Raw genomic sequence first — 14,971 nt, 5'->3', positions numbered from 1 at the left:
AGATCAAATCACCGCTATTTGAATATCTCTTTTTTGAGAATTTCCAGTAATCTCGTCAGCGTCTCATGATAAAGGGCGGGAATTCCTTCCGTGCGTGGCCAGAATGCTCCGGTATGGCCGTGAATATGGTGCCCGGTAAGGGGGCGCCCCAACTCCTCGAACCGGTCGAGTACCGGCGGGATGGGGTTATCGGGGCGGGGCGCCGTCACGATCTCTCCGTCGGCAAACATGTCCGCCACGCACTCGTGGCTGAAGAGGCTGGCCTTAGGATCAAGACGATCAGCCACAACCATCAAGTCTTTGGCCGATACTTCGAGATCCACGTCCATCCAAAGACACATGAGCTGAGGCGGGCGGTATTCGCGGAAAGTATCGGCGTAGAAACCCTTGTGAAAAGTCACCTGATCGACCGATCCCAGCCGGCGAATATTTTCACTAACCTCTTCGAGGCTGCCGGCATAATCGCCCGCGGTATAGCCGCTGTGCTTCGCCTCTGGCAGGCCTTCGAACGAATCGAAGATGTGCATTTTCAAATCCAGCTGTTTGCAAGCAAAACTCAGCATCGACGAGCTGAACCCCTTGAAACAGCCAAATTCGGCAAAATCGCCTTCAACTCCGTAGGATTTAAGCACGTAAAGTTGGTGCGCGATTGAAATGATTTCGCCCACCGAATTGGGCTTGCCATGGAAATCGGCGGAGCCTTCACGTGCTCGGGGGTTGGCGGTGGGGAAAAACCGATCGACGAAGGCGAAATGCGCAGAGATGGTCTGGAGATAGCGGATGTAATCCGCGATCGCCGGCGTTTCACGCAAGGATGGCACGACAAGGATTTCGCGAAGGGCGACGATGAACTGATGTTGACCATCCATGGAACGCAAGTCGGTGACCGCCTCTGGTCGATAGGCGGCGACAGCATCGATGATAGCTGCAGGGAAAGGGCCGACGATATCCGTTCGCGGGGCGGACGCGAGCTTCTCTAGAAGGCCATCTCCTGCCAGATTTGCCGTTGCCAACCAGACTCTGGGGGCCAATCGCCCTTCGGGATGGGCAGTTATCTTGACGTCGACTACACGATCATGCGGTATCGCATCTTTCGGCACCTCCAGCGTGAAGCCGCTGAATCTGCCGCGCTTGTAACCTGGTAGATGACGTTCGACATCGGGACGCTCCACACCCGTCTTGGTTGAAGCGACGGGCCTGCCATCGATCCACGCCTCGATCAGCACATCCTTGTCGCCGCGCGCAGCGGCCCAACCGGAAAAGCGGTTGAGCGCATTGGTATCGAGTGTGCCCCGCGTACCAGCCAATCGATTAAGCTGTCGAACCAGACGTTTAGGTCGCTTCACTTCTAATTCCCACGGAAAATATCCGCCTAGACGTTTAGACAGCCATGTTTATTCCGCAAGTGGCAGTGCTCGGTTCCATTTCGGACTAAGTTCCCGAATTGCCGGTGATATTGGAAGATCACACGAGTAGTTCAGCGGCGCGCATACGCCCGCGTCAGCCCTCGCGTAATTCCTGTGCCAGAAGTTCGAAATCGTCCCGTCTTGGCGAGTTGCGGCGCCAGATCAAGGCGATCTCGCGCGTGGCGTTCTTCGACTTGAGGGGACGCGCGACGACTTCGGTGCCATTTAGAATGCCCGCATCGATGGCCATCTTGGGCAGCATCGTCAGCCCCAGATCGTTATCCACCATCTGGACAAGCGTATGCAGGCTCGTGCCGATCATGGTAGCCGAGGCCCGCAGTTCTGGCCGGTTGCAGGCGGCCAAGGCGTGGTCTTTGAGGCAGTGTCCGTCTTCCAGCAGCAGCAGGCGTCCCTCATCGATCATGCTTGGAGGAATGACATCGGGTGGGTCACGGGGGTCGCCTTTTGGAAAGGCGACATAAAGCTCGTCATCCGCAATGTGGGCCTGTTCGATCTCGCCCGTCGTGAAGGGAAGGGCGAGTAGCACACAGTCGACGCGCCCGTGCTGAAGCGATTCAACGGCGTCTTGGCTGGTTTCCTCACGCAGTAGTAATTGCAGATCAGGACGCTCGCGACGCAGGCGCGGAAGAAAGCGTGGCAGCAGAAACGGGGCAATAGTGGGAATTACGCTCATACGCAGTTGGCCGGCGAGGGGCTTTCCCGCAGCCTGTACCAAATCCGCCAGTTCCTCCGCTTCGCGCAGAATCCGGTGAGCTTTTTCGACCACCTGATTGCCGAGCGCTGTAAAGCGCACGACCCGGCGACTTCGTTCTACCAGCGTTACACCAAGGAGCGATTCCAGCTCGCGTATCCCGGCACTGAGCGTCGACTGAGAAACGAAGCTCGCCTCCGCAGCGCGGCCGAAATGGCCGTGCTCGTGCAACGCGACAAGATACTGCAGTTGCTTCAGCGTCGGCAGATAGGTGGACACTCGGCCGGCCTATTCTGCAGCTTGCGTTTCGACCATACCGGCATGGAGGTCATCAATGTGCGTCATGAGCAAGCGGCCATCCTTGACCGCGAAGGCAAGCCGGCCCTCGACGAGTTCGAGCGCGTCTTTGCCGAATACCTCGTAACGCCAGCCATCGAGGATTTTAAGATCGCGAACACCCGCGGCAAGGGCTTCCATTTCATCCGCCTTGGTCAGCAACCGGGATGCAACATCGATTTCGCGGGCGCGGATCTTCAACAGCAGCTTCAGAAGGTCGGCAACGAGGGCGCCTTCTTTGCCTAACGGCGCGCCGCGCTTGGGCTTTTCGGGCATTTCCTCTTTCGAAAGCGGTTCCGCCTTGTCGAGCACTTTCATCAGGCGTTTGCCGATGTCGTTGTCTTTCCAGGCGTTCGACAGGCCGCGAACCTTCGTGAGGTCGGGCTGTTTGTTGGGGGGGTGGCTGGCGATATCGGCCAGTGTTTCATCACGCATGATGCGGCCGCGCGGAATGTTCTTGTGCTGAGCTTCGCTCTCACGCCAGGCGGCGAGCGCCTTCAGGCGCCCAAGTACCTGTGCATTGCGGCCGGGCGATCGAATGCGGTGCCACGCGATATCGGCATCATTGGCATAATTCGCAGGATCTGCGAGCCGATCCATTTCGGCATCGAGCCAAGCACCACGCCCGGTCTTGATGAGCTTCTTCAGGATACGGGGGAAGATCGTGGCGAGGTGGGTCACATCGCCGATCGCATATTCGATCTGCCGATCGGTCAGCGGGCGACGGCTCCAGTCGGTAAAGCGGGCGCCCTTGTCTATGGTCAGCCCGAGCCAGCTCTCGACGAGATTGGCGTAGCCGATCTGTTCGGACTGGCTGATCGCCATCATCGCGATTTGCGTATCGAAGATCGGTTGCGGCGTCTTGCCGGTAAAATTGTAGACGATTTCCACATCCTGCCCCCCTGCGTGGAAGACCTTCAGAATGTCTTCATTTTCACAGAGCAGGTCCCACAGCGGTGTCAGATCGATACCGTCGGCAAGCGGGTCGATGGCGGCAGCTTCTTCCTCATTGCCGATCTGCACCAGGCAGAGTTCAGGCCAATAGGTATTCTCGCGCATGAATTCGGTGTCGACGCAGACGAATTCGTGTTTTGCCAGGCGCTCGCACAGTTCGGCCAGCGGTTCTGTCGTCGTAATCAGTTCGTGTATTTTCATCGTACTCGTTTCTGGTTCGGGCGGAGTGCCGCCCACGGGCCGGACCGGCCCAAGACAACAGGGCGTGCGCAACCTTGACAAAAAGCCGTGCTTGCCCTGTTAGCGCGCGCGATTCCTGCTAGAGGAGCGCAGCCCTTCGCGCCCCTAGCGCTATAGCTCCGAAAATGGAAAGATTTTAGATGCACGCCTATCGTACCCACAACTGTGCCGCGCTGAACAAAGACGATGTCGGCGAAACCGTTCGTTTGTCGGGCTGGGTGCATAACAAGCGCGACCATGGCGGCGTTCTCTTCATCGATCTCCGCGATCATTACGGCATCACGCAGATCGTTGCCGATGAGGATAGCGAAGCCTTGCCAGTTCTTGACAAGATCAAGCTGGAATCGGTCGTCACGATCGACGGTGTCGTGAAAGCGCGCGCCGATGTGGCGGTCAACAAGAACCTGCCGACGGGGGAGATCGAAGTCTTCGCGCGCTCGGTCAATGTCCAGAGCCGCGCAGACGATCTTCCGCTGATCGTCAATTCGGCGGAGGATTACCCGGAAGAAACGCGCCTCAAATATCGGTTCGTGGATCTGCGCCGCGAACGGGTGCACGCCAATATCATGCTGCGTAACCGCGTAATCACTTCGCTGCGTCGCCGGATGATCGACCAGGGGTTCAGCGAATTCCAGACCCCTATCCTTGGGGCATCGAGTCCGGAAGGCGCACGCGATTATCTCGTGCCGAGCCGTCTGCACCCGGGTCGCTTCTATGCGCTTCCGCAGGCCCCGCAGATGTTCAAACAGTTGCTCATGGTTGCCGGTTTCGACCGTTACTTCCAGATCGCTCCTTGCTTCCGCGATGAAGATCTGCGCGCCGATCGCAGCCCCGAATTCTATCAGCTCGATTTCGAAATGAGCTTCGTGACGCAGGAAGATGTCTTCCAGACGATCGAACCGGTTCTGGCGGGCGTTTTCGAAGAATTCGCGAACGGAAAAACTGTGACCCCTGCAGGTGAATTTCCGCGCATCCCATATGCCGACGCCATGCTGAAGTATGGCAGCGACAAGCCCGATCTGCGTAACCCACTGCTCATCAGCGACGTGACCGAACACTTCACGACCAGCGGTTTCGGCCTGTTCGAAAAAATCGTCGGGACCGGCGGCAAGGTCCGTGTGATCCCAGCGCCGGGAACGCATGAAAAGAGCCGCAAGTTCTTCGACGAGATGAACGACTGGGCCCGCCGCGAAGGCTTTGCCGGTCTCGGCTACGTCACCCGCAAGGGCGGCGAATTCGGCGGTCCGATCGCCAAGAACCACGGTACCGAGGGCATGGAGAAACTCTATGCAGAATTGGGCCTGGGCGAAAACGACGGTCTGTTCTTTGCTGCAGGCAAGGAAAAGGACGCGGCCAAGCTCGCGGGTGCTGCCCGCACCCGCGTGGCCGAGGAACTGGGCCTGATCGAGGAAGGCTGCTTCAAGTTCTGCTGGATCGTCGACTTCCCGATGTTCGAATATGACGAGGATCTCAAGAAGGTCGATTTCAGCCACAACCCGTTCTCGATGCCGCAAGGTGAGATGGAGGCGCTCGAAACCCAGGACCCGCTGGACATCAAGGCGTGGCAGTACGACATCGTCTGCAACGGATACGAACTGTCCAGCGGTGCGATCCGTAACCACCGGCCCGACATCATGTACAAGGCCTTTGAGATTGCCGGTTACACGCAGGCCGATGTCGATGAAAACTTCTCGGGCATGATCGAGGCGTTCAAGCTTGGCGCACCGCCGCACGGCGGTTCGGCCCCGGGTATCGACCGTATTGTCATGCTGCTTGCGGATGAACCCAACATCCGCGAAGTCATTGCCTTCCCGTTGAACCAGAAGGCACAGGACCTTATGATGGGCGCACCGAGCCTTGTTTCGCCGCGCCAATTGCGTGATGTTCATATTCGCACCGTTGATGCACCCAAACCGCAGGGCGCGGAAGCGACGCGGGTCGACCAAGCCGGGGAGTGAACGGGTCCCGGGCTACCGTCCGCGTTCTGTCAGAACGATTCCTAGACCCTTGCCTAAGCCTTCAGCGTTCATTAGGGCGACAGGCAATTCAATAACCCCCAGATCTGAGAGGGATTACAATGAGCGATACTGCCGACCGCGTGCAGAAGATTGTCGTCGAGCATCTCGGCGTCGAGGCCGACAAGGTCACCCAGGAAGCCAGCTTCATCGATGATCTCGGTGCGGACAGCCTCGATATCGTCGAGCTGGTTATGGCGTTCGAAGAAGAATTCGGTGTCGAAATCCCCGATGACGCTGCCGAAAAAATCACCACCGTTGGTGATGCGACCAAGTACATCGAAGAGCACAAGGGCTAAGCCTTCAGCTGCCTTCATGCCCGCCCAGTGCGGGTTCGGACAGGCCCGACCCGGTAACTGGGCCGGGCCTGTTGTCTTTTTGCGGAGAATAGCATGCGTCGTGTGGTCGTAACCGGACTTGGCCTCGTCACCCCCCTGGGTGGTGATGTGGAGACTTCATGGAAAAACCTTATCGCTGGTAAAAGCGGGGCGGGGCAGATCACCCGGTTCGATACGACCGGGCAGAAATGCACTATTGCCTGCGAAGTGAAACCCAAGGACCACGGAGACGGTTTCGATCCCGACAAGCGGGTGGATCACAAGGTTCAGCGCCAGGTTGATCCATTTATCATATATGGGATCGATGCAGCTGGCCAGGCGCTGGAAGATGCCGGTCTTGTCGACATGGATGACGATCTCAAACTGCGCGCGGGCGTATCGATCGGTTCGGGCATCGGCGGTTTGCCGGGCATTGAGAGCGAATCTATCGTTCTTCACGAGCGCGGCCCTGGGCGGGTGAGCCCGCATTTCGTTCATGGGCGGTTGATCAACCTCATCTCCGGGCAGGTTTCCATCAAATACGGCCTCATGGGCCCCAATCATGCCGTCGTCACGGCCTGCTCCACCGGCGCGCACTCCATCGGCGATGCCGCGCGGATGATTGCGCTCGACGATGCTGATGTGATGCTGGCAGGTGGTGCAGAATCGACCATCAATCCGCTCGGCGTAGCCGGCTTCGCGCAAGCGCGGGCCCTGAACACGAGCATGAACGATCGCCCGACCGAAGCCAGCCGCCCGTACGACAAGGACCGCGATGGTTTCGTCATGGGCGAGGGGGCTGGCGTCGTCGTGCTCGAAGAGTATGAACATGCCAAGGCTCGCGGTGCGAAAATCTACGCGGAAATCGTCGGCTACGGCCTTTCTGGCGACGCCTATCATGTGACCGCGCCTCATCCTGAAGGTAAAGGCGCTGAGCTCGCCATGCGTATGGCCTTGAAGAAAGCCGGCATGGAGCCGAGCGATATCGATTACGTAAATGCGCACGGTACATCGACCATGGCCGATACGATCGAACTTGGCGCCGTGAAGCGTGTGATGGGCGATGATCTTGGTGGCGCATCCATGAGTTCGACCAAGTCTGCCATCGGCCATCTCTTGGGCGGTGCGGGTGCAGTCGAGGCGATTTTCTGCATTCTCGCCATTCGCGACCAGATCGTCCCGCCGACGCTCAACTTACATAACCCCGACGAGGGCACGGAAGGTGTGGATCTTGTGCCCTTGAAGGCGAAACAACGCGAAGTGAATGCCGCACTCAACAACAGTTTCGGCTTCGGCGGCACCAATGCGTCGGTAATCATCAAGAAGGTAGACTGACGTGAAGAAGGCCGGGTGCCTTCTAACCAGCGTATTGGCGCTCGTCCTGGCGATTGGCGCTATCTGGTTCCTGTCGGGCTGGTGGGGCAGTGCCCAGGTCGAGGATGATACGAATTTCATCGTCCCGTCTGGGGCCAGCCTGACGTCCGTGGCTGACAAGTTGGCGGATGAAGGGCTGATCTCCGACCCTCGCGGCTTCCTGCTACGCGCCAAGATCTTCGGATCGTCCGATCCGATCATGGCCGGCGAATTTCTTTTGCCCGCAGGCGCCAGCAATTCGAAGATCCTCGATACATTTCAGCATGGCGAGGTGATAAGGCGTTTTGTTACGATTCCCGAAGGATTGCCTTCCGTCATGGTTCACGACCGGCTGATGGCAGAAGAAAATTTAACCGGTGAGATCCCCGTTCCGGTCGAAGGCTCGGTGCTTCCCGATACGTACGACTATGAACGCGGCGAATCCCGCGGCGCCGTGCTGGCACGTATGCAAGCGGCAATGCAGAACTATCTCGCCGAAGCCTGGCCCAAGCGCGCCGACGATATCGCTGTCGATACCATTCAGGAAGCCGTGACACTTGCCTCCATCGTCGAGAAAGAAACCGGCGTCGCCAGAGAACGGCGCATGGTCGCCGGCCTCTACTCCAATCGCGTGAAGGATGGGATGCTGCTGCAGGCCGACCCCACGATCATCTACCCGATTACGAAGGGCCGGCCGTTGGGCCGACGGATCAAGCAATCCGAAATTGCCGCCATCAACGACTATAACACGTATTCGATGGTGGGATTGCCGAAGGGGCCGATTACAAATCCGGGCCGCGAGTCCATTGCTGCCGTGCTCAATCCGGCAAAGACGTCTGCGCGTTATATGGTGGCCGACGGCACTGGTGGGCACGCATTCGCCCAGACGCTGGACGAGCACAATCGCAATGTCGCCAAGTGGTTCGAGATCCGCCGCCAGCGTGGGGAAATGTGAACACCGAAGGTGAAGCGCCTCTGATTGTCACGGCCCGGCTGCCGCGTGATCTGCACGCCCGATATACGGCCCTTCGCAAGGCCCATTTTCCTGCAGAACGCAATTATCTCGAAGCTCATGTCACGCTGTTTCACGCCTTGCCGGCCATGTGCGAAGAGGAAGCGTGCACGTATCTCAGGCGCTTGGCAGCAGAGTTTGCGCCCATCGATGGCCATGTCGAAGGCATAATGTCATTGGGCCGGGGAACGGCCGTCAAACTGATCAGTGCGGACATGCTTTTACTACGCGAACTGATTGCCGACCATTTTCATGGCCTGTTGACGCAACAGGATCAGCATCGCCCACGCCTGCATGTGACGATCCAGAACAAAGTCAGCGGCAAGGAAGCAAAGGCACTGCAAACAGCCTTGGCGGGCACGATCGAGCCCCGAGCATTCCAGTTCACGGGGGTTGACCTCTTCCGGTATCGAGGGGGGCCCTGGGAGAAGGTGAAAGGGTTCGACTTCCGCGGACATGGCCGTCTCTAGCTGGTAAACAGATGGCTTGCCGGCCCGTTGTGACCGAAGATAAATTGTTTGCGTGAGGCCCATTCCGGAAATCGCACATGTAGCACATTTGCGCGGTTGACCCGGTGGCCGGACCGCCCTAAACGCGCCGCCTGCCGAGCGAGCAAATGCCCCGGCATGCCTTTCGGGGCGGAGTAGCTCAGGTGGTTAGAGCAGCGGAATCATAATCCGCGTGTCGGGGGTTCGAGTCCCTCCTCCGCTACCATTCCTTGATCCGGAAGCTTCCACTAGCTTCCGCATTTTTCCAAGAATCGAAAGAAAAGCAGAGGTTTGCGGGTGATTCGCGTCCGCATGCGCCCATGGTCTTCCACATGCAGCCAGATTTGGTGTGGGGGTATTTTGGGGGTATTTTCGCGGAGTATCGGAAAGGAGCGATACCCCCAATGCCTCTCACGGAGATTCAGGCCCGAAATTCCAAGCCACGCGAGCGCGCCTACAAGATGGCCGACGGGGAGGGCTTATTCCTGTTCGTACAGCCGAACGGGTCAAAGTTATGGCGGATGAAGTACCGCTTCGCGGGCAAGGAGAAGTTGCTCTCGTTCGGCGCTTACCCAGATCTCGGGATAGCTGCCGCGCGCGACAAGCGCACAGCCGCAAAGGCGTTGCTAGCCGAGGGCAAGGATCCAATGAAATCCAAGGGAGAAGTGATCTCGCAGGAAGGAGCCACCTTCCTCGAGGTCGCAAAGCGCTGGCATGAAAATCGAAAGAGCGCGTTGAATGCCGCGCACGCCGAACGCGTCTGGTCGCGCATGGAAAGGGACGTCTTTCCAGTCATCGGCGAAAAACTCGTGAATGAAATCATGGCACCCGACGTCCTGGCAATGATCCGCAAGATCGAAGCAAGAGGCGCGCTCGATATCAGCCGGCGTGCGAAACAAGGGGTGGGGCAAGTCTTCCAGTTCGCAATCGCGTGTGGTCTGGCGTCGAACGATCCGACGACACATTTGCGTGGGGCGCTAAAGCCGCGACCAAGAGTGAAGCATATGAGCCGGTTGCCGCTCAGCGAATTGCCCGCATTTATCGAGAAGCTGCATGCCTATCAGGAAGAGGGCGAACGACGGTCCGCGATCACCCGTGACGCAGTTCTCTTTGCGCTCCTGACTTGGGTTCGAACCAAGGAACTGCGTTTCGCCGCCAAATCCGAGTTTGAAGACCTGGGCGGCAAATCACCTGTCTGGCGCATACCAGCCGAGCGAATGAAGATGGGACGAGAGCATTTGGTACCCCTCTCGCAGCAGGCAACGCACATCGCGAAATCCATGATAGCAGCAGCGCCTGGCGAGTTTCTCTTCCCGGGCAACGGCCCGAACAAGCCGCTTTCAGAGAACACAATGATCTACGCGCTCTATCGCCTCGGATACCACAGCCGCCAAACCGTACACGGCTTCCGGGGCTTGGCGAGCACCTGGGCCAATGAGCAGTTGGTCGAGTTCGGTAAGCCGCCCATGTGGATCAGGAAATACCATGAGGATTGGGTCGAACTACAGCTCGCGCATTCGGAGAAAAACGACGTGCGTGGAGCTTATAATGCCGCTGAATACCTGGCTCCCCGGCGCCGGATGATGCAGGACTGGGCTGACTATCTGAGCGGCGGGAAGGTGATCGACATCAAGAAGGCAGGGAAGCGCGCAGCCTGATAACTATGGCTTCGATCAGACCGGTCCAATCCAGTCTGCGCGCAAACGATCTCGACCTGCGACAACCCCCTCGACAATCACCTCTGATCCGACGAATTCGCATTCGGGTTCTTCGCTCTCGATGATCCAGACGACTTCGTCTGTCGTGGTCAGGAACATCCCGCGTCTACCGCGGCTTAAAATTCCCGAGACGCGTATTCGACCCGCGCTCACAACACCCCCCGTTCAAAAACGCCAATGGCGCAGCACTTCGCGCACATAGGCCGGCGTCTCGCCATTGCGAGGAATACCGCCTGCGCGCTCGACGGCACCTGGACCTGCGTTGTATGCGGCGAGGGCCAGATGAACCACCCCGAACTTGTCCAGCATCTGGCGTAGGTATCGGGCCGCACCCAAGATGTTTGCCTTGGGATCGGAGCGATTTGAAACGCCAAGGTCCCGCGCTGTCCCTGGCATCAATTGCCCCAAGCCTGCGGCCCCGGCCTTGCTGATGGCCATCGGATTATATCGTGATTCCGTCCATACAAGAGCGTCGAGAAGGCCGCTTGGTAGCGAGTATTGAGCCTCAGCAGCGTAAACATGAGGAAGGTAGCTTGCCCGACGGAAGCCCGATGGCGCGCTGCCTTGGGGCTTTGGATATCGATAGGGCAGATGGGTTCGACCCGCATCGGTAGCCGGCGGCTCGGACGAGGCCGTTGGAGGCTTTCTCCAAATGCCATGTTCGACGAGAAGGAAGCCATCGGTTCCTTCTGCAACGCGGAAGCCGTCGGTCGTCAACTCCGAGGCAACGGTCATCTGATTGGGCTCAAGTTCCTGCGCGTGAGCGGGGAGGACGAACCCAAGTCCTGCCGTTGCCACTGCGGCTACTGCCCATTTCAGTCTCATTCCCGAATCCTTTAATGGTCGAATCGGGAAAGAACATATATAGAACATCTGATGTAGGAAAATGAAACGTCAGCGACGCAGAGCGGAGGCTGCGCGGGTGGAGGCACGTTACGATGGAGATGCCCCATGCACCAACACCGATCATCCCGATTCCAAGGCGGGCAACTGGAAAACCGCGCGCGCAAGATAGTCGAGCAGCTGGGCGGTGCCTGGTCGCGTTCGCGCGGAATGTGCTGCTGCCCGGCCCACGACGACCGTACTCCTTCGCTAAGCATCACACTCGGCAAGCGCGCAATTCTTGTTCATTGCTTTGCCGGCTGCACGAACGAGGCGGTGATAGAAGCCATGGCCGGGCTCGGAATACGAATTGCGGACCTGTTCGATGGCACGAGTGGTCCGATCGTGGCCGAACCGCGCGAGGAAATCGCCAATCGCAATGCGCTGAGGCTCTGGCGTGAGGCGTCGACCATCGCTGGCAGCCCCGCCGAGAAGTACCTCGTGTCCAGAGGCATCACGATTTCTTCGCCGGAGCTGCGTTTCCACCCGCATATGCCGCTGGGGCCAAAGGGTGCTGTCCGGTTTCTACCCGCGATGGTGGCGGCTGTGCGCAATGATGCCGGAATTCTGGCGCTGCACCGCTCCTTCCTTGACCTCGACAAAACCAGCTTGGCTTCTTTCGATCAGCCCAGGCGTGCGTTAGGCAGCCCCGGTTCTGGGGCGGTGCGTTTCGCGTACCCGAATGGGGGACGCCTTGGCCTCGCAGAGGGAAATGAAACGGCCCTCTCAGCGATGCAAATGTTCAAGGTTCCCTGCTGGGCGACGCTAGGAAACGAACGCTTCGGCTTGGCCACAATCCCGGAATCGGTGCACCAGCTGTATCTCTTTGTCGACAATGATGCGGGCGGGCACCTTGCTGAAGAGCGTGCGCGAGAGGCCTACGCTTGCGAAGGGCGGCTGATTGTCACCAGGCGTCCGGAGCTAACCGGCGACGACTGGAATGATGTGCTCATGCGCTCAGTCCGAGCTACGGTCTGAATGTCGGTGAGAGGAAAGCGGGCTTGGGGCCTTGTGAGGCCCCCGGGCGGATCCATCCGAACGGACACCCGGACAAACCCAGGGCCTCTTCAGGAGGTCTCTCATGTCACACGCAAATACCGCTTTCGCATTCTCCGATCCCGCCGAGCCGCAAGTGCTGGCAGCCGCGAGGGCGCTGGCCGCGCGGCTCGCTGCAGATCAAGCAATTTCACGGCTCACTGTGAATGCAACAATGGCCGATCACTTCGGCGGTAGCGACGCCGAAGGACGCTGGTCCATACGCGATGCCCATGCTGCACTTGAATTGGCGCAGGTGTTGTTCCTGGCGCAGGCAACTGAATTCTCACCTGCAATGTCATCCAGCTTTGCCGATGAGGCTTTCACGCGCCTTGAAGGTCTGGTCCCGACCCAGTCCAACCGGAGCGATGAGCAGATCGAGTGGCAACAATTCGCGACGCCGCCCCGTCTGGCCTGGATGGCTGCAAAGGCATGCGCGATTTCTGCCAATGAACTGGTTCTCGAGCCGTCGGCCGGGACCGGGATGCTGGGCGTATGGGCAGCAAAGACAACTTCGCGTCTTGCTCTCAACGAGATTTCGCCGTTGCGCCGCGAATGCCTGGGCACTGTGTTTCCGGAGGCGACAATCACGGGATTTGACGGGGAACTGATCGACGAACTTCTCACGCCTGACGTGGGTCCGAGCGTGGTGCTGATGAACCCGCCCTATTCACACGGTATCGAGAGGGGCCACGATAGCCGCACTGGCGACCGGCACTTGCGTTCTGCCTGGAAGCGCCTTCTGCCTGGTGGACGCCTGGTCGCAGTGATGCCCGAATGGTTCGAGCTTCCGAAGTTTCTTGTCGGGATCGCCGGTCCCGTCTCGTTGCGTCTCAACGCGACGATCGAGCGCGGCTTCGTCAAGCAGGGCACCTCTATCTCAACCCGGCTCGTGGTTCTCGACAAGGCTGAGGATGATAACAGCCCGATCATCGCCCAGCCGGCAAACTTTGTCGAGCTTCATTTGCTGATCGATATGCTCCCTGACCGGGTAAGCCTGCCCGCCGAACCCAGCATCGGCACCAAGCCAGCCTTGCCGCTTCGACTGGTGGCGAACAGGACGAAACCGGTTCCACTTAAGATCCATCCAGCCGCGGCAGCGGCGTCGATACTGCCGCTTGAATTTACTCCGCTCGAAGCACCTGCGCCGATCGAAAGCCAGGTTGGGCATTATTTGCCTTACCGACCGAGCCGGATCTCGATTGCAGATGCTGTCCCGCATCCGACCCCGCTGGTCGAATCCGTTGCGATGGGTTCGATAACCGCACCCGTGCCCGAAGTGGTGCCTCAGCTCCCGTCGAGCCTCATTGCTGGGGGCGCCCTATCCGCTGCGCAGGCCGAGACCCTGATCTATGCCGCAAGCGCGCATGCCCGCGATCTGCCGGGACGGTTTGAGCCCGACGACAAGGGCTGCGCCTTGAAGGCGAGCGCCGAGGGGCACGCCTACCGCATGGGCTACTTTCTTGGTGACGGAACTGGTGCAGGGAAAGGACGGCAGGTCGCTTCCGTCATCCTCGATCGGTGGGTGAGGGGCGAACGGCGCCACATCTGGATTTCCAAGAACGAAGCTTTGCTCGAAGATGCCCGCCGCGACTGGAGCGCGCTCGGCGGCCTTCCCATCGACGTCCAGCCCCTTGGCCAATGGAAGCTCGGTGTCCCGATCGGGATGCGCGAGGGCATACTCTTCGTGACTTATCCGACACTCCGTTCGGGTCGAAGCGACGCGACCCGGCTCGATCAGATTCTCGAATGGGCAGGGGAGGACTTCGACGGGCTCATCGTCTTCGACGAAGCCCATGCGATGGCCAACGCCGCAGGCGGGGAGGGCTCACGTGGTAAGGTCAAAGGATCGGAACAGGGCATTGCCGGTGTTCGCATCCAGAATCTGTTGCCGCGCGCCCGAGTGCTCTACGCATCGGCGACCGGGGCATCCGACGTCAATAATCTCGCCTATGCCACCCGTCTTGGCCTGTGGGGTCCCGAGACGGCTTTTGCCAATCGTGAAGCCTTCGTCGCAGACATCCGCGATGGCGGTATCGCTGCAATGGAACTGGTCGCGCGCGATCTGAAGGCACTCGGACTGTACGCGGCGAGGGCACTTTCATTCGCCGGAGTTGAGTACGAGATTCTCGAGCATTGCCTGACCCCCGACCAGGTAGCGGTTTATGACGCCTATGCAGGCGCCTGGGCAATCATTCATGCCAACCTGCGCGAGGCACTCGAGGCAACCCGGATCGTCGACACTGACAGTGGCGATACCCTGAATTCAGGTGCCAAATCGGCTGCGCTTTCGGTGTTTGAAGGCACCAAGCAGCGCTTCTTCGCGCAGCTCCTTCTATCGATGAAGCTGCCGAGTCTGCTGCCTGCGATTGATACGGCGCTTGCCGACGGCAACGCTGTTGTAGTGCAACTCGTCTCGACCGCCGAAGCCATGCTTAACCGCCGCCTCGCCGATCTCTCCGATGCAGAACGCGAAGCACTCGAAATAGATCTCTCCCCCCGC

13 protein-coding genes and 1 tRNA gene are annotated in these 14,971 nt (G+C 59.1%); 9 read left to right on the top strand and 5 right to left on the bottom strand.

The genetic code is table 11. The annotated features are described in order from the left end of the window. Positions 1 to 14: 14 nt before the first annotated feature. The 3 genes from KYK83_RS17550 to rnd form a co-directional block, all read right to left on the bottom strand. Positions 15 to 1,346: a TylF/MycF/NovP-related O-methyltransferase gene (locus KYK83_RS17550; RefSeq protein WP_222828759.1), complete on the bottom strand. Its 1,332-nt coding sequence runs from the start codon at positions 1,344 to 1,346 to the stop codon at positions 15 to 17. Between the two features lie 154 nt (positions 1,347 to 1,500). Then, on the bottom strand, positions 1,501 to 2,397 hold the full coding sequence (locus tag KYK83_RS14185) for a hydrogen peroxide-inducible genes activator (protein WP_222828758.1): 897 nt from the start codon (positions 2,395 to 2,397) through the stop codon (positions 1,501 to 1,503). A gap of 9 nt (positions 2,398 to 2,406) precedes the next feature. Beyond that, entirely contained in the window at positions 2,407 to 3,609 is a 1,203-nt protein-coding gene (gene rnd / locus KYK83_RS14180; protein WP_222828757.1) for a ribonuclease D, read from the bottom strand. Between the two features lie 179 nt (positions 3,610 to 3,788). On the opposite strand from rnd, the gene aspS reads away from it, so the two are divergent. From aspS to KYK83_RS14145, 7 genes are all read left to right on the top strand, one after another. Continuing rightward, complete coding sequence (gene aspS / locus KYK83_RS14175) at positions 3,789 to 5,606, top strand: aspartate--tRNA ligase (RefSeq protein WP_222828756.1); 1,818 nt, start codon at positions 3,789 to 3,791, stop codon at positions 5,604 to 5,606. 119 nt (positions 5,607 to 5,725) lie between these two features. After that, the gene (locus tag KYK83_RS14170) at positions 5,726 to 5,962 is read left to right on the top strand and encodes an acyl carrier protein (protein ID WP_006834437.1); all 237 of its coding nucleotides are present in this window, start codon (positions 5,726 to 5,728) and stop codon (positions 5,960 to 5,962) included. Positions 5,963 to 6,055: 93 nt separating this feature from the next. Then, on the top strand, positions 6,056 to 7,315 hold the full coding sequence (fabF, locus tag KYK83_RS14165) for a beta-ketoacyl-ACP synthase II (protein ID WP_222828755.1): 1,260 nt from the start codon (positions 6,056 to 6,058) through the stop codon (positions 7,313 to 7,315). A 1-nt stretch (position 7,316) separates the two neighbouring features. Next, positions 7,317 to 8,288, top strand: a complete 972-nt coding sequence (gene mltG / locus KYK83_RS14160) for an endolytic transglycosylase MltG (protein ID WP_222828754.1) — start codon at positions 7,317 to 7,319, stop codon at positions 8,286 to 8,288. Next, complete coding sequence (locus tag KYK83_RS14155; RefSeq protein WP_222828753.1) at positions 8,285 to 8,815, top strand: 2'-5' RNA ligase family protein; 531 nt, start codon at positions 8,285 to 8,287, stop codon at positions 8,813 to 8,815. The genes mltG and KYK83_RS14155 overlap by 4 nt, the downstream gene beginning before the upstream one ends. 167 nt (positions 8,816 to 8,982) lie before the next feature. Further along, positions 8,983 to 9,059 (top strand) — tRNA-Met (locus KYK83_RS14150). A 94-nt stretch (positions 9,060 to 9,153) separates the two neighbouring features. Beyond that, a complete protein-coding gene (locus KYK83_RS14145) occupies positions 9,154 to 10,491 on the top strand; it encodes a tyrosine-type recombinase/integrase (protein ID WP_248284482.1) in 1,338 nt (445 codons plus the stop codon). A 15-nt stretch (positions 10,492 to 10,506) separates the two neighbouring features. On the opposite strand, the gene KYK83_RS14140 is transcribed toward KYK83_RS14145, so the two are convergent. Further along, positions 10,507 to 10,704, bottom strand: a complete 198-nt coding sequence (locus tag KYK83_RS14140; protein WP_346729473.1) for a DUF5818 domain-containing protein — start codon at positions 10,702 to 10,704, stop codon at positions 10,507 to 10,509. Positions 10,705 to 10,716: 12 nt separating this feature from the next. Next, positions 10,717 to 11,376, bottom strand: a complete 660-nt coding sequence (locus tag KYK83_RS14135; protein ID WP_419956935.1) for a lytic transglycosylase domain-containing protein — start codon at positions 11,374 to 11,376, stop codon at positions 10,717 to 10,719. A 126-nt stretch (positions 11,377 to 11,502) separates the two neighbouring features. On the opposite strand from KYK83_RS14135, the gene KYK83_RS14130 reads away from it, so the two are divergent. Both KYK83_RS14130 and KYK83_RS14125 read left to right on the top strand, forming a co-directional pair. After that, positions 11,503 to 12,411 carry a DUF7146 domain-containing protein gene (locus KYK83_RS14130; protein WP_222828751.1) on the top strand — a complete coding sequence of 303 codons (909 nt, stop codon included), beginning with the start codon at positions 11,503 to 11,505 and terminating at the stop codon, positions 12,409 to 12,411. 103 nt (positions 12,412 to 12,514) lie between these two features. Next, positions 12,515 to 14,971, top strand: a 2,457-nt coding sequence (locus KYK83_RS14125; RefSeq protein WP_222828750.1) for a strawberry notch family protein, incomplete at its 3' end; no start/stop codon positions are given.

Source organism: Qipengyuania pacifica (genome assembly GCF_019857205.1).
In the GTDB taxonomy this organism is placed as follows: domain Bacteria; phylum Pseudomonadota; class Alphaproteobacteria; order Sphingomonadales; family Sphingomonadaceae; genus Qipengyuania; species Qipengyuania pacifica.
This window is presented reverse-complemented; position numbering and strand designations above follow the sequence as displayed.